Source organism: Fulvivirga ulvae, from assembly GCF_021389975.1.
Taxonomy (GTDB): domain Bacteria; phylum Bacteroidota; class Bacteroidia; order Cytophagales; family Cyclobacteriaceae; genus Fulvivirga; species Fulvivirga ulvae.
In genome coordinates, this window is the sequence record NZ_CP089981.1 from 2,393,155 (window position 1) to 2,408,401 (window position 15,247).

At 39.7% G+C, this 15,247-nt stretch carries 20 protein-coding genes; 17 read left to right on the forward strand and 3 right to left on the reverse strand.

Translation table 11 applies throughout. From position 1 onward, the window contains the following. Nucleotides 1–55 precede the first annotated feature (55 nt). The 13 genes from LVD17_RS09870 to LVD17_RS09930 all read left to right on the forward strand — a co-directional run bounded on the left by LVD17_RS09870 (nt 56) and on the right by LVD17_RS09930 (nt 8,460). Nucleotides 56–1,306: an RHS repeat-associated core domain-containing protein gene (locus LVD17_RS09870; RefSeq protein WP_233766433.1), complete on the forward strand. Its 1,251-nt coding sequence runs from the start codon at nt 56–58 to the stop codon at nt 1,304–1,306. Further along, on the forward strand, nt 1,307–1,801 hold the full coding sequence (locus LVD17_RS09875; protein WP_233766435.1) for a hypothetical protein: 495 nt from the start codon (nt 1,307–1,309) through the stop codon (nt 1,799–1,801). Nucleotides 1,802–1,908: 107 nt separating this feature from the next. Next, a complete protein-coding gene (locus LVD17_RS09880; protein WP_233766437.1) occupies nt 1,909–2,442 on the forward strand; it encodes a hypothetical protein in 534 nt (177 codons plus the stop codon). A gap of 230 nt (nt 2,443–2,672) precedes the next feature. Continuing rightward, the gene (locus tag LVD17_RS09885; RefSeq protein WP_233766439.1) at nt 2,673–3,023 is read left to right on the forward strand and encodes a hypothetical protein; all 351 of its coding nucleotides are present in this window, start codon (nt 2,673–2,675) and stop codon (nt 3,021–3,023) included. 10 nt (nt 3,024–3,033) lie between these two features. After that, on the forward strand, nt 3,034–3,459 hold the full coding sequence (locus tag LVD17_RS09890) for a hypothetical protein (protein WP_233766441.1): 426 nt from the start codon (nt 3,034–3,036) through the stop codon (nt 3,457–3,459). Between the two features lie 117 nt (nt 3,460–3,576). Then, nucleotides 3,577–4,188, forward strand: a complete 612-nt coding sequence (locus LVD17_RS09895) for a hypothetical protein (protein ID WP_233766443.1) — start codon at nt 3,577–3,579, stop codon at nt 4,186–4,188. A gap of 125 nt (nt 4,189–4,313) precedes the next feature. Then, nucleotides 4,314–4,568 carry a hypothetical protein gene (locus LVD17_RS09900; RefSeq protein WP_233766445.1) on the forward strand — a complete coding sequence of 85 codons (255 nt, stop codon included), beginning with the start codon at nt 4,314–4,316 and terminating at the stop codon, nt 4,566–4,568. A gap of 201 nt (nt 4,569–4,769) precedes the next feature. Beyond that, complete coding sequence (locus tag LVD17_RS09905) at nt 4,770–4,997, forward strand: hypothetical protein (protein ID WP_233766446.1); 228 nt, start codon at nt 4,770–4,772, stop codon at nt 4,995–4,997. Nucleotides 4,998–5,338: 341 nt separating this feature from the next. Beyond that, nucleotides 5,339–6,427: an RHS repeat domain-containing protein gene (locus LVD17_RS09910; protein ID WP_233766447.1), complete on the forward strand. Its 1,089-nt coding sequence runs from the start codon at nt 5,339–5,341 to the stop codon at nt 6,425–6,427. 421 nt (nt 6,428–6,848) lie between these two features. Then, nucleotides 6,849–7,091: a hypothetical protein gene (locus LVD17_RS09915; RefSeq protein WP_233766448.1), complete on the forward strand. Its 243-nt coding sequence runs from the start codon at nt 6,849–6,851 to the stop codon at nt 7,089–7,091. A gap of 56 nt (nt 7,092–7,147) precedes the next feature. Beyond that, complete coding sequence (locus tag LVD17_RS09920; RefSeq protein WP_233766449.1) at nt 7,148–7,537, forward strand: hypothetical protein; 390 nt, start codon at nt 7,148–7,150, stop codon at nt 7,535–7,537. A gap of 205 nt (nt 7,538–7,742) precedes the next feature. Next, on the forward strand, nt 7,743–7,976 hold the full coding sequence (locus LVD17_RS09925) for a hypothetical protein (RefSeq protein WP_233766450.1): 234 nt from the start codon (nt 7,743–7,745) through the stop codon (nt 7,974–7,976). Then, entirely contained in the window at nt 7,969–8,460 is a 492-nt protein-coding gene (locus tag LVD17_RS09930; protein WP_233766451.1) for a DUF5958 family protein, read from the forward strand. Before LVD17_RS09925 ends, LVD17_RS09930 begins: the two co-directional genes overlap by 8 nt. A gap of 119 nt (nt 8,461–8,579) precedes the next feature. Here LVD17_RS09930 and LVD17_RS09935 read toward each other — a convergent pair whose 3' ends face one another. The 3 genes from LVD17_RS09935 to LVD17_RS09945 form a co-directional block, all read right to left on the reverse strand. After that, nucleotides 8,580–10,139 carry an Rne/Rng family ribonuclease gene (locus LVD17_RS09935; RefSeq protein WP_233766452.1) on the reverse strand — a complete coding sequence of 520 codons (1,560 nt, stop codon included), beginning with the start codon at nt 10,137–10,139 and terminating at the stop codon, nt 8,580–8,582. A gap of 227 nt (nt 10,140–10,366) precedes the next feature. After that, nucleotides 10,367–11,200, reverse strand: coding sequence for a tetratricopeptide repeat protein (locus tag LVD17_RS09940; protein ID WP_233766453.1), 834 nt, complete (start codon nt 11,198–11,200; stop codon nt 10,367–10,369). Nucleotides 11,201–11,266: 66 nt separating this feature from the next. Beyond that, nucleotides 11,267–11,569 carry an HU family DNA-binding protein gene (locus LVD17_RS09945; protein WP_202857020.1) on the reverse strand — a complete coding sequence of 101 codons (303 nt, stop codon included), beginning with the start codon at nt 11,567–11,569 and terminating at the stop codon, nt 11,267–11,269. A 145-nt stretch (nt 11,570–11,714) separates the two neighbouring features. Here LVD17_RS09945 and mutY point away from each other — a divergent pair, with 145 nt between their 5' ends. Genes mutY through gldD form a run of 4 tightly spaced genes read left to right on the forward strand, consistent with a single transcriptional unit; the run spans nt 11,715 to nt 15,243 of the window. Next, complete coding sequence (mutY, locus tag LVD17_RS09950; protein ID WP_233766454.1) at nt 11,715–12,785, forward strand: A/G-specific adenine glycosylase; 1,071 nt, start codon at nt 11,715–11,717, stop codon at nt 12,783–12,785. 50 nt (nt 12,786–12,835) lie between these two features. Then, nucleotides 12,836–13,282, forward strand: a complete 447-nt coding sequence (locus LVD17_RS09955; protein WP_255702577.1) for a single-stranded DNA-binding protein — start codon at nt 12,836–12,838, stop codon at nt 13,280–13,282. A gap of 31 nt (nt 13,283–13,313) precedes the next feature. Then, a complete protein-coding gene (gene gldE / locus LVD17_RS09960; protein WP_233767946.1) occupies nt 13,314–14,657 on the forward strand; it encodes a gliding motility-associated protein GldE in 1,344 nt (447 codons plus the stop codon). Further along, complete coding sequence (gene gldD, locus LVD17_RS09965; protein ID WP_441712372.1) at nt 14,632–15,243, forward strand: gliding motility lipoprotein GldD; 612 nt, start codon at nt 14,632–14,634, stop codon at nt 15,241–15,243. Before gldE ends, gldD begins: the two co-directional genes overlap by 26 nt. Nucleotides 15,244–15,247: the final 4 nt, after the last annotated feature.

Genomic DNA, 15,247 nt, shown 5'->3' on the forward strand with positions numbered 1-15,247 from the left:
TGGAAGGTACACTGCAAGTCTTTTGCACTAAAGAAGTTGTGCAGGAGGCAACGAAGTGTATTTTGATGACTTTGAGGTAACGTTAACGGAAGGGAAGGTAGTACAGAGCAATAACTACTACCCGTTCGGGCTACAGCAAAACACAAGCTGGACGCGCATGGACCAGACTCCAAACGCCCACAAGTTCAATGCGGCCACCGAGTACAACGACTTTACGGATACTTACGACACGCCGTTCAGGCAGTATGATCCGGCAACAGGTCGCTTCAATGGTGTGGATGCTCTCGCCCACATGACTCCGACGCTGACTCCTTACAGGTTCGGGTTTAATAATCCTGTTTCTTTTAATGATCCGACCGGGCTGAATGAAAGGCCGGTGGAGTTGGATGATCCAAACCTGAGGTCTGGTGGTGGCGGTAGTAGTATTATCAGTGGGGCGGATAACGTGTTTGGTATGAGCTGGCTTAGTGGTAGTATGGGTAGGGCTGGTGTTGGAAGTTGGACAAATCAGTACAGAACAGGGCGTACACAAAGCCTTGCTTCCATAATAACTAGTTTGATGATCAGGAAAGGTTCGGGAGGCACATGGACGCCAGAAGGTGGTAATAGCTTCTTCCAAAGTGATAATGAAGCTATCGGAGCGGGCTATAGTTATATGGTTAGGCACGGTGCTTCCGGGGGAAGCCTCAGGGAACACATTGGTAAAGCTTTAGGCGGTGAACTTGCATCTGATGGAACATTTTACCAGTTTGTGCAGACTGCTCAATACAGTACAGATGGCAGAATGAAAGGGGCAGGATATGTTATTGAGCAGAAAATTAATTTAAATACTACCGATCCTGTACTGCCGAATTTAACCCCATGGTATGATATTTCTTCATGGAAATTGGCTGCATGGTCAATTGGGCTTGATATCGACGTTGTACTTGTATATGGAGGAGATACTAGTCCTATTGCATATGGAACTGTTTTAGCGGGAGCTGATGAAGGAAAAGGCTTTTTGTTAAGTGACGCTGGAACTTCTGCATTTGGATTGGATGCATCAGGTGCGGTAGAGGGGACTGCATATTTTTATACTGGAGATATTAACAATTTTACCGTTTCCACATTAGCCGGGCCGAGGTTCGAGGCAAATCTTGGGGGATCCTTTGGTATTGATCTTGGCGCAGGTATTGCGATTAGCGAACGAGATCAATTCGGGGGACAAGTTGTTGCTGTTAAGATTTTTGGTGGCTTAGGTATTCCAACATACGTGGGAGGGAATATCAATTGGGGAGACACTTATGTTCAAAAAGTTTTTAAATAGATGATGTTTTTATTTCCTAGAAAAAAAATTGAATTATCTGTCCAAAGAAGGAAGGACGATGTTTTGGAAGCAATTAGGGCGAATGTACAAAAACCTAAAATTTTTCAAACAGTATTTTCAAAACGTTCACTTTTTGAAGGAGATATTTATTTGGATAAATTCGATTTGAAATTTGTTGGTAAACATGCGAGGTCTTATCAAGTGAAAATACTTGGTGAAATAAATGGTAATGATGAATCTACAGAGTTAAAAATAACAGTTGGAGTTACCTTATTTGGGAGGATAGTAACTTTTGTCTGGTTTTCTTTTATGTTACTTTTTTCTTTGTTTTCCATTTATATCTTTTTTAGTCAGAGTCAGCTTATTATGCTAACCTTTGCTTTTGTTAGTATTTTAATTTTGATAATAGGGGTGTTATATAATTTTTATGGTTATAGATATGAAGTGAAACGGGTGCTGCAATTGATTCAGGAAATTGTGGAAGGTAAAAAGTAGCTTATACCTGGCTTAGTGGTAGTATGGGTAGGGTTGGTGTTGGAAGTTGGGCAAGTCAGTACAGAACAGGGCGTACACAAAGTCTTGCTTCAATAATAACTAGTTTGATGATTAGGAAAGGTTCGGGAGGCACTTGGACTCCAGAAGGGGGCAATAGTTTCTTCCAAAGTGATAATGAAGCTATCGGAGCGGGCTATAGTTATATGGTTAGGCACGGTGCTTCCGGAGGAAGCCTTAGGGAACAAATTGGTAAAGCTTTAGGAGGTGAACTTGCTTCTGATGGAACATTTTACCAGTTTGTGCAGACTGCTCAATACAGTACAGATGGCAGAATGAAAGGAGCAGGGTATGTTATTGAGCAGAAGATAGATCTCGTAAATGGTAGTAGTACCGCATCTTTAAGTTTTCCGAAGGAAGGTAATGCATGGAATGATTTTTTAAATAGTCAATTCATGAAAATCCTAATTCCTGGAGACGTGTTAACTTTTGATGTTTCTGGAACATCTGTACTTGGTACAATCGGAGGCGGATCAACATATACATTACATATTGTAATGAGAGGGAAAGATCCTGGCTTCTATAGGACCAAAACAACTTTTCCATGTTTAGTAGAAAGGGATTGGAAGTTGATTATGGTTTAAATGCGGGTGTGCTTTTTTATGAAGGGGATTATCATAATATGACACCTGAGGAATTACTAGGTCCGGCAGCTACTGTCTCAGGAGGGATTGGTCTTGGAGCTAACTTTGCAAGGGGGGTTTGATGATAACTATAACGGTGTTTTTACGGGGGGATCAATTGGTTTTGGTGTAACAATTGGGGGCTCTGGAAGCCATAAAGGTATGACTACAAAAATAGGAAACTGGTAAATATGAGAAGGGAGAAATTTGTTTACATGATCATCATCATTATTATTCTGGTTGGAGCATCATTTATGATTAAGTCTACACTAGATGTCAGACAAAAAGTATTGGATTATGAGGTAATGACAGAGTATATTGGAACTGTAGATAGTATAAATGCAGAGCAAGCCAGTGCCTATTATATTATGGACGAGGACAAGCCAACCTTTGGAAGAACTGGCCGGGAAATGCTTGAATATGTTCAAGTGGGGGATTCAATTATAAAAAAGTCAGGGTCGACGCATGTTGAAGTGGTAAGATATGATGCCAGTGAAAAAGAGGTGTTCAGGAAATCATTTGAATTAGAAAGAGGGTTTTAAGTCTTACCTAATGAAAAGTTGGAATAGAATAGGATTTATCAAAGCTATATTTGTTTTGGTAATGGCTGCATTGAATATGATGGAGCCAGTTTATTATAATTTGAATGGAATGGGAATGGTGCTTCAAATTACAATAGGTTCTTTGGTAGCTTGGATGTTGTTTGGCATATTAATTAATTACGTAGTTATCAAAGTAACTAATGGTTCTTTTGTTTCACCTCAATGGAATGACAACCCCTTGAATTTTAAGAAGCCCCAAATCTTTTTACAGTTTGCAGGAATATCCATTTTAATTTTTGGCTTTGCTAACATACTTGGAGTGCTTATCCAATCAGCAAGTTTTAGTTTCTTTGGTTTGCAAAATATTTCCAGTGGGATGGGATTATTGCTTAGTCTGAAGCTTTCAAAGTACTTGATAGCTCTAAGAAGGAATTGATATTATCTATCTCTCCATTAGGCCCAATATATCATGGAGCATCAAATATGTTTTTTGGGCCTTTGGCTCCATATACAGGACTCTAAGAAGATGGCAAAAAAATTAAATTAAGATCAGTTGAAGGAATTGCACCACCTAAAAGAGTGGTGTAGTACCAAAGATGGTCAGATGTATGTGCCTTATACGAATGTTTCTATGAGTGCTCATGATCTTGCCAATGATAAATATGTCTACGCAGGTTTTAATCCTGCGGATACTAAACTGACTTTAGAGGATGTGTTACATGAGAATGATGGACAGGCTATAAGCATTACTTTAGCAGGTTCATTGTTTAAGGACGGTATAGGTTATACCCTAGGTTATTTCTGGGGAAAAAATACTAGTGGGGTATATGTAAGTAAATTGCAGCCTGATAAGCATGCTACAAATGTTCATGTTAATTTATCACTTGACTATAACCTGTTTTCTTCAGCGGATGGTACGGAAGTGACATATGATGAAATCATGGGCAATGAGGCTCAAATAACCGGAGATCTTTTAGTCTTGGGTGGAACTGTCGGGCAGGCCGTGCCTCATTTTGATCACAATAAAAGTTATGGAAATTTTACTCCTCCTTATAGATTGTTTTCGGGAGGGCTAGGTGTAGCTGTTGGGTATGCTGAATATAATTCAGTAACGATTCCTTGGAGTAGGTATAAAAATTGGTTGTTTGATAAAGTAGCAAGATGAAAGTATTAAAGGTTATAATTGTTCTTATTGTCGTGTTCCTGAGTGTAATGTTTTTAATGAAGCAATGCGGGAGCGAGGTGTTTCGTGATCAAGCTAGGAAGGATCTTTGTGAATCCTATTCACAAATGAAATTTTTAGTTGTCAAAGGAAGGGTAGACTCGGTTTATGAAGATAAATCCAATCATAGTGTAAATACCGTGAATGTAAATAGTGGAAACAATATACAGATTGTCTATCTTGAACCCGATAGGAGTGGATTGTTTAATTACTTACAAGCAAATGACTCTATTTTTAAAGAATACAATAGTTACGATGTGGTGGTTAAACGCGCAGGTAAGGAGAATTACTTTATTCTTGACTTTGGTTGTAGCAATAACTAAATATGAGTTAGTGTAGCTGAAGTCACACAAAAGAGATTTAAAAGCCTGGGTAAATAGCCCGGGCCTTTTTTATATCGGAATGGAGGAGATAATTATAAGAGGAATTGGTGACGATGGCAGGACGGTCATGTATGGAGTGTCTATGGGAATAGGAGAAACACTTGGGTTCTCACACGGTTCTGGAATCACAAAAGTTAAAACATGGTGAAGTTTATAAAAGTAGGAATAAGGATTGGAGTAGTTATTTTAGTTCTTATAATGATATATGGAGGAATAACATTAGCAATAGAGATGGTTCAGTCTAAAAATGAAGATATTAACTCTGAATATTTTTCTGTTATAGATGATATAAAAGTTAGTGAGAATCGTGCTACGCCAAGCTTCTTAATTAACGATGAATGGAGATATTGGGGGGCTATGGAAGATTGATTATTCCTTTTGTTCAGTCTGGAGATTCAGTGGCTAAAGCACGTGGGCAGGGTAAAATGGTTGTTTACCGCAAAGGAGAACTTGGTAGATATGAAATATTAAAAGAGGTTGGCCTTTAATTGTTGAATCCCTTCCGGGTTTTCCCAGTCTGGTCTAAGGTTTAGCATAGCGATCCTTAGACCTATAATGAAGTAGTGCGTCCGCCCGGTATGAATTTATTGTAGACTGAGAAAAATAAAACTATATTCGCAGGTGCTTAAAAGCACAAAACGTTCTTTGTAAGAGTACACTGCAAGTCTTTTGCAGGGGGCAACGAAGTGTATTTTGATGATTTTGAGGTAATGTTAACGGAAGGGAAGGTAGTGCAGAGCAATAACTACTACCCGTTCGGGCTACAGCAAAGCACAAGCTGGACCAGGGCAGAACAAACTCCAAACGCCCACAAGTTCAATGCGGCCACCGAGTATAACGACTTTACGGATACTTACGACACGCCGTTCAGGCAGTACGATCCGGCAACGGGGCGTTTCAATGGTGTGGATGCTTTAGCCCACATGATGCCAAACCTAACGCCTTATAGGTTTGGGTTTAATAATCCAGTTTCTTTTAATGATCCTACGGGGCTTATAGAACTTCCTTTAGTGTGCAAAACCTGTGAAACGAATGGGGGTAGCGGGGGAAGTGGTTTTGACCAATACGACGACTTGGTGAGCTCTGGCAATCCCTATTCGTTAGTAGACAGTATGGGGCCTGGTTCAGGGCGCCACTGGACGGACCAATTATGGAGACGTGCAGGAGCTGTTGGCATGGAAAGAAATGCCCGTATGATGAGCCAGCAAACCTTTGACAGGTTTTATAACATTACTGATGATAATCGCTGGGAGAAGGCCAATGAAGCTGCCGTTAATGTGTACGGAAAAGTTGGCTCTGTTGAAGTTGGTGGGTATAAAAGTAATAAATACGGCTGGAAGAAAAATCCGTCTCAGAATGGATGGAGTGTTATGGATTTTAGTATGGACGAACCCAAAATGGTTTATGCAGGTCTTGGTGGAGATATGGCAAGTTCTTCCTTAAAGACACTGGTTACTGTTACTGGGTTTACTCAAATGGCCACTGAGATAGCGGTTAATGGCTCTAAACCTCTGTATACTGGAGCTAAGCAGTGGGCAAACATGACCCGAGTAGGAAGTAAGTTTGCAACTAAACTTGGTATTGCAGGAGTGGCACTTACCGGAGTAGATGCAGTAATTCAAGGCGAATGGAAAAATCATCACACTGCGGATGTCTTAATAGGAGCCGCACTTACAGCAGGAGGCTTTATACCTGGGATAAACATTGGAATAGCAGTTGTAGGAGGGGCGTATTTCCTCGCTGATTTTGGATGGCAAATGTATTCTGGAAAAAGTATTACAGAAAGCTTATTTGACTAATTATATATAATTTTATGTATGACTTTATGTTTAAAACCTTCTTTAACTTATTTAATAAGATAGGGACGGTGGATCCAAGAGACAATGCTGTTTCAATGGTCGTATTAGCATTCTTTGCTCATTTATTCTTTTTGCTTAACTTGATTATGCTCGTATTTAAGACAAATTTGTTGACTTTAGCATATGGGGAAAATCATAGTAAATATCTTTGGTTACCAGTTATATTAATGATCATGTTCCTTTTTTATAAATATTATAATGGAAATAGAACTGATAAAATATTAAAGGACGGTAATATGGTGAAAGGGACGGTATTGGTAAGAGATGTGATAATTGTCGTTGTCTTAATAGTTTTGCCATTCGGTTTGGGAATTGTATTGTTAAACTCAAACTAAAAGATGCCAACGAATGGGCTAAAGGGTTGAGTGAATCCGATAGGAATAAGCTTAATGAAATTTTAGAAACTAAGTTCGGTTCAGGGTTAAATGATGAAGCTGAGAAAAAGGGCATTAATCAAATCCTTAAGAAAGGAAAAGTTACTACAGAGGATGAGTATCGATTACTGCTGAATAGAATTGAAGAAATACATACAGACCCTTTAAAAAAAGAAGAGGTGGAAAGGATAAATCTTCTTTTGATTGAATACCACAAGAAGCAGAAATGATCCCTCCCTATCCTTGTGGTTTAGGTTTTATTCCAATAGGTAAAAAGCCTAATTAAATGATGAACTTGTTTGATTATATATATTACAGAATATATACATTCTTTCTTAAACAAAGAGATAATGTTCCTGAAACAAAAGGAAGTGTTTTATTGACAGTATTACAGTGTTTTTCATTATTAAGTGTAGTGGCATTGGTAAAGCTGGTTAGAGACTTTTCCTTGCCTCCTAAGATCTACCTGGTTCCATTTGTTGTTCCTATAGGTGTGTTTAACTGGTATCGGTATGAAAGAAATTTTGACATAGAGAAATATAAAGCTCGATGGAGTCATGAGCTAAAATCAGAAAGGAGGAAAAAAGATTGGTTAATTGTTACATGGTTTGTCCTTGTAATTTTAATCCCAGTTTCTATTGGGGTATTACGACATAATTTGGGGTTGATTAAATGACTTTGCTGGCCGTAGGTTTAGCGCAGCGATCCTTACGACACCAATGAAGTAGGCGTCCGCCCGATTGGATTTATTACAGAGAATTGAACACTAGAAAAATAGGGAAGTGTGGAGATTAAGCTTTTTGTTTAAGAAGGCTGTATTGATCGTTTATTGTACCTGTTTTTATCTTTTTAATAGTGGGGAATAAACTTATTTTGACATTATGAGCATGTACAAAGGGCCTTATGGTTTTGAATTTATAGGTGCATTTATAAGATGGTTCTTTTTGATACTTTTTCCTAAATATAGAAAGCAGAAAGATCTTTTTAAAAAAGTTTTAACCGGAGGTGCTTCCTTCGGTGAACGATCTTCGGAAGTATTCATTTTAAATTTGCTTACAGGAGTAATCACTATTGTGCTGGTGTTGATTGTGCTCATATATACAAGCCATGCCTGAAAAGCTAGAGCGATTTAGCCTGCAATCTTTATCTACACTATTTATTGAAATGCTAAACACTGAAAAGGAAATTACACTGAATAAATATGGGCAGGGACTTGTCGATCCAAAAGTGTTAGTAGATGAATTTTCAAGCTTTGGCCTATCCGAAAAGAGAAGTTATCTAAAAGAGATAATTGCCCTTATCCAACAATCAAAACCACAGGAAGAAGATATACGATCCGCGATAGTTGAGAGTAAATTAAAACCAACATTTACCCCTTGTGTGCTTCTAGCCAAAGGTATAACCAGTCATCTTTTACAAAGGATTGCTGAGCTGCCTGATTATGAATTGAATAAGGCGTTAAAGTTATTGTTGGGTTTATTTAAAGTATCTTACCAGAGGCGATTTCAAGCTGAAAAAAACAATCCTGATAAATGGTGGTATTGGGATCTCTCGGATGAGCGTAATGTGGAAAAAGTGTTAAAAAAGTATTTAGATTGATCGTTTCTTCCCAAACTGATAATCAGCGTTTTATCAATCATTATAAAAGATAATATTGTGGATCAATCCACCAAGGGTGCAAAACCCTTGGTGGATTAGGATGGTTAGAATTGAATTATTTACAATTCCCCTACATCTATTTCCTCTCCAAACTTGTTGAGGAATTTGTATTCTGTAATGGCCAGCGAAGAGTCCTGCACCATTTTGATCCATTTGAAATATTTCAAAAACCACTTCAGCCTTCTGGACATCGTACCTTTGGTGAAATAGGCATAAATGAAAGGATGTATAACCACGGTTATATCCTTGTCGTTCTGCTTGGTCATCAGATGGTCAACTGATCTCTCAATAAGGTCTGAAACCAGTATAGAAGCACTGATCTTACCTGTTCCCTGGCAGGTAGGGCACACTTCTTTAGTGGTAATGTTCATTTCCGGCCTTACCCGCTGGCGTGTGATCTGCATCAGGCCGAATTTTGACAATGGCAGAACGGTGAACTTAGACCGGTCCGCAGCCATTTCATCTTTAATGACCTTATAGATCGTCTTTTTGTTCTCAGCCCTCTTCATATCAATGAAGTCGACTACGATAATGCCACCCATATCACGCAACCTGAGCTGCCTTGCTATTTCCTTAGCGGCCTCAATGTTTACCGAAAGAGCGGTTGCTTCCTGGTCCTCTTCACGGTTAGATTTATTACCGCTGTTTACGTCGATAACATGAAGCGCTTCCGTATGCTCTATGATCAGGTATCCTCCGCCTTTGAGGCTTACAGATTGACCGAAGGCTGATTTTATCTGTTTTTCTATGCCAAAATTCTCAAAGATCTTTGCTTTGCCATTGTAAAGCTTTACAATCTTCTCCTTGTCAGGGGCGATGGTCTTGATGTAAGTCCTTACTTCATCATATATCTCTTTATCATCGATATGGATGTTGTCAAACGACTCATTAAGAACATCTCTGAGGATGGACGAGGCTTTGCTCATCTCACCGATTACTTTTTCCCTTGGCTTGGCTGTTTTAAGTGTTTTGGCACCCTGATGCCATATGTCAAGAAGATGCCGGAGGTCTGAGTCCAGCTCCCTTACATCTTTACCCTGAGCTACTGTTCTTATAATTACACCAAAATTCTCAGGTTTGATTGATGACACCAGTCTTACGAGTCTCTTTCGCTCGTCGCTGCTGCTAATTTTCTTAGAGACATTTACTGTGTTCGAAAAAGGAACAAGTACCAAATATCTGCCTGCCAGAGACAACTCGCAGGATAATCGCGGCCCTTTTGTTGATATAGGCTCTTTTACAACCTGTACTAGTATTTGTTGATTCCTGGAAAGTACATTGGTGATCTTTCCATGTTTATCTATGTCTGGCTTTAAGCCAAATTTTTCCAGTTTACTGGAGGTATTTTTTTTTGAAAGCGCACGCTTCGTGAAATCCTGAAGCGAACTGAATTTAGGTCCCAGATCGAGATAATGCAGAAAGGCATCTTTCTCGTAACCTATATCAATAAACGCTGCATTGAGACCCTGAACTACTTTTCTGACAGTACCCAGGTATATATCTCCAACTGTAAACTGGTTTCCATCTTCGTCATGATGGAACTCAACAAGACTTTTATCTTTTAATAGGGCTATACGACATCCGTTTTGAGTTGAATTGATTATTAATTCGTTACTCAAAATGTATGTGATTTGAGATTAAAACTTATTTAAAAAGATGTGTATAGACACACAGTCCCGGGGGCACCGGGACCATGATCAAGAATTACTTCTTCTTATGTCTGTTTTTTCTCAATCTTTTCTTTCTCTTGTGAGTAGCAATCTTATGTCTTTTTCTTTTTTTACCGCAAGGCATATCTTTAAAATTTTTGCTCCCGACTCATCGGGATAGTTAAACAATTTTTTATTTATTCAATTTCTTCCAGATAAGAATCCACTGTAGCGTGTACCTGAGGATCATCATCCAGCTCTTTTACTTTTATAAATTGCTCTTTGGCTTTGTCTTTTTGTCCGGTTTCCATGTAGCTGACTCCTAAAAAGAAGCGAGCCTGTGTGTTTTCCGGATATAGTTCCACCAGCTTGCTGTAGCGTTCTATGGCTTTGTCATACTGGTTTGACTGCATGGACAAAGCCCCCATATTAAACAGGGCCTTTTCGTTTTCTGGATCCTGTTTCAAAATTTCTCTCAGCATCATTATACCCTGCATGGGGTTTGATGTTGACAGGTAAGTCATGGCCAGGTTATTCTTAATGTCCAGCCTGCCTGGTGACTTTTCCAATACCTTTTCATAATATTCCCTTGCTTTGCCACCCATTTGAGCTCTTTTTTCTGCATCCATTGCAAAACTGAAAGCTTCATAATAAGTGTCTCCGGCCCTTTGCCAGTTTTCCACAGTTGGAATATTTTGAGCAATGATTTCAACGAACTTAGCTGCACTATCGTATTTACTCACGCTTAGATACAGCTTTGCCAAAGAGTCCGCAAAGATAACACTTTTTTCAATATTTTTACTAGCGGTAAGTTTTTCCTTTAAAATTTTGATATTTTGTCGGGAATCTCCCGATAGCTCCAGATCGTGAGCATTGGTGGTGATCCCGGAGTCCGGGGGTGCGGTTGATGTGGGTTCCTGAGAAGAACTTAGCTCATCCGAGTCATTGTCAACCACAACTTTTGGTAAGCTGAAAATAAGCAGTACCAGCAGGGCTGCACTTGCAATTAATATTATCCTTGTCTTTAGCATTAAATTTCAGTTAGAAACACATGCAAAGTTCAAGGATAATATTAAGATTTAAAAGCAAAGGGATTATTAACTGTTTGCGTCCTTTACTTTATCACTGGTCTTAATCTTCTCAATAAATACCTTAGAAGGTTTGAAACTCGGTATATAGTGCTCATCGATTACAATTGCCGTATTCTTGGAAATGTTTCTGGCAATTTTCTTCTTGCGCTTCTTATTTACAAAGCTGCCAAACCCTCTGACGTAAATGTTATTTCCTTCTGCCATTGAGTTTTTAACAATATTGAAAAATGCCTCAACAGAAACAGTTACGTCTGATTTGTCGATTCCGGTCTTCTCGGAGATTTCGGATATTACTTCTGCTTTAGTCACGAATAATAGTCTTTTTGATTAACGATATTAATTACTAGGTGTATATTGGTCAGCAAATTTAGGCTCCGTGGGAATATAAAAAAATTAACTATGCCAAAAATCTAACACCCCATTTTGAGCATTTTTTGACTAAAAAGTGACCTAATTGAATAACAAAAAATTCGCAAAAAAGTTAATTACATGGTATAACACGCATAAACGTGAACTGCCATGGCGCGATACGTCCGATCCTTATAAAATATGGCTCTCAGAGATCATTTTGCAACAAACCCGTGTTGCCCAGGGCCTGCCTTATTACCACAGATTTGTAGAACATTTTGAAAAAATTGGAGATTTGGCAGCGGCCAGCGAGCAGGAAATCCTACGCCTATGGCAAGGGCTAGGATATTACTCAAGGGCCAGAAACTTACATAAGTGCGCAAAAATAGTTGCAGAAAATTTGGGTGGAAACTTCCCGTTTGGGTATAAAAACTTGTTAAAACTACCAGGAATTGGTAAGTATACGGCTGCTGCGATCGCCTCTTTTGCTTACCGCGAACAGGTGCCCGTAATAGATGGAAATGTATACCGAGTGCTGTCCAGAGTCTACGGTATAGACGCTGATATTTCCAGCGGCAGCGGGCAGCGAAAATTTGAGAAGCTTGCCGGTGAACTGATCCCCGCGGAGCAGCCGGATATCTACAATCAGGCCATCATGGAGTTTGGCGCTACACACTGTACACCAAAATCACCGGCATGTGATAATTGTATTTTTAATATAGAATGTCATGCACGCATACATAATCTGCAGAGAGAGCTTCCTGTCAAGCTGGGAAAAGTAAAAGTTAAGGATCGGTATTTCCATTATATGGTGTTCACAAAAGGGGAACATATGGCTTTGAAGCAGCGAAAGGGTAATGACATCTGGAGAGGCCTCTTCGATTACCTGCTTTTTGAAGATAAAGAATTCAGGGACTTTGACTGGATAATCCATAATTACGACCATTTAAGTGAACTGCTTCCATATATCAAAGAGGTAAATGTGAGCGCCGGATACAAGCATGTGCTTACACACCGCAGGCTTCACGCACGTTTTTTTACAATAGAGCTCAGTGAGGGCACAGAAGTTGCCAATATGATAACCCGCCTGGGATTGCAGTTTTTTGATCATGAAGATATTCATCAATTACCCAAACCTGTTTTGGTTTCACGTTATTTGAATGATACTATTTTTTAGTTAGATTTATAAAACATTAGTAGCTTTGCAAAAAAGATTAAAACGAGAATATGTCAGGAGTTAATAAAGTAATAATTGTTGGAAGGTTGGGAAAAGACCCTGAAGTAAGACATTTGGAGAGTGGAGCATCTGTAGCCAATTTTCCGGTGGCTACTTCGGAAGTATATAAGGATAGAAATACGGGCGAAAGAAGAGAGCAAACCGAGTGGCACAACGTAGTGCTGTGGAGAGGTTTGGCAGAGATCGCAGAAAAATACCTTAACAAAGGTGATATGGTATACATCGAAGGTAAGCTTCGTACCAGGTCCTGGGAAAAGGATGGTGTAACCAGGTATACAACAGAGATTGTTGGAGATAATATGACCATGCTAACCCCTAAGGGTATGTCAGAGGGTGGTGGCACTTCACCAGCCCCGACAAGATCGCAGGAGCCGGCACCATCACAGGCGGGAGCTGATATAGCTATTGATGACGAATCTGACGATCTGCCGTTCTGATTTTTAGAATAAATCCCAAGTATTGGAAACCATAGACGAACCTCCGAGTCAATATTTGTTAGCGACGATCTTCAGTGAGGATTCACTGTTTTACTTCATCAGCGGTATTACACTTCTGCTGTTGCTGATTATGTCCGCATTGATAAGTGGCTCAGAGGTGGCCTTTTTTTCGCTAACCTCAAAAGATATAGCCGAATGTAAGGAAAGTGAAGAAGTGCCGGATAAGCGCATAGTTACCCTTATCCGTCATCCTAAGCAACTGCTGGCAACCATTCTGATTATGAATAATTTTATAAATGTTGGCATAGTTACCCTGTCAACATTTGTAATGTGGGAGATTCTGGATGCCAAAACCACCGAAGGAACCCCTGTAATTATTCTTACTACCGTCACCACACTGGGTATAGTGTTTTTTGGGGAGATCCTGCCTAAAGTTTATGCTACACCTAATAACCTCAGGTTCGCCAGGCTGACCTCTGCGATGCTCAAATTGCTGAACACGGTATTCAGGCCATTGTCTTTTTTACTGGTTACCAGCAGCAGCGTTATAGAACGGCGGTTTACCAAAAAAGGGTACGATATCTCCGTAGAAGAGCTTCACCATGCCCTTGAAATAACTACTACCAGCGAGGAGACTACCGATGAAGAAAAGGATATTCTGAAAGGTATAGTTAACTTCGGTACACTCACGGTTAAACAGGTAATGAAATCAAGGATGGACATTACGGCGTTTGACATAGAGATGGATTTCCATGACCTGATGGATAAGATTAATAAGTCAGGATTTTCCCGTATCCCGGTTTATTCTGACACTATAGATAATATCGAAGGAGTACTTTATATCAAGGATTTGCTTCCACATGTTGATCAGGATGAGTCTTTTGACTGGTGTAAGCTGCTCAGGCAGGGCTTCTTTGTTCCTGAAAACAAAAAGATTGATGCACTATTAAAGGACTTTCAGGAGAAGCGGGTGCATATGGCCATTGTTGTTGATGAATACGGAGGTACCTCCGGTCTGATCACCCTGGAGGATGTCATCGAGGAGATAGTGGGTGAAATAAATGACGAGTTTGATGATGAAGATATTGCATATAGCAAACTTGATAAGTATACTTACCTTTTCGAAGGCAGGACCACGCTCAATGATTTCTGCAAGATACTGGAGGTGAACCCGAATACTTTTGAAAAAGTAAAGGGGGAGAGTGAATCGCTTGGAGGCCTGCTGCTGGAAATTAATACAAAGCTTCCTTCTGCCGGAGAAAAAGTGTATTTTGAGAGGTACGTTTTCACTGTGGTAGCTGTGGATAATAAGCGTATTAAAAAGGTGCGGGTCTTTATAAACGAAAATGATGAAGATACAGGAGATTATAACTAAACTGTGGTTGGCTTTTTTCATAGTTTTAGTTTTATGGGGTTGTGAGTCTGATTATGCACCGAAGCCTAAAGGGTATAATCGCTTTATCCTTCCCGAGCATGCCTATCAGCCACTGCCTGATACCCTGCCCTATCACTTTGAATACTCAAAACATGCCCGGCTGCTTAAGGACTCCTCCTGGATTTCAGACAAGTATTGGGTTGAGATCTATTATCCGCAATTTAAAGCGGACATACACATAACTTATAAGACCGTCAATAGTCTGGACTCGCTGAAGGAATATTTTGATGATGCCTATTTCCTCACCGCCAAGCACCAGATCAAAGCTTCGGCCATTGATGAGGCTATATCAAAAACGCCATCAGGCAAAACGGTGGTTTATGCTGAACTGGAAGGCGAAGTGCCCAGCCAGTTTCAATTTATTTCGACAGATTCTACGCAAAATTTCCTGCGAGGCGCACTTTACTTCAATACACAGGTACAGAATGACTCTTTGCAACCAGCTATTGAATATGTGAAAGTGGATATTGTTCATATGATGAATACCCTTAAATGGAACGACCTGAAGGGGAGCAGCAGAAATTAAGCAG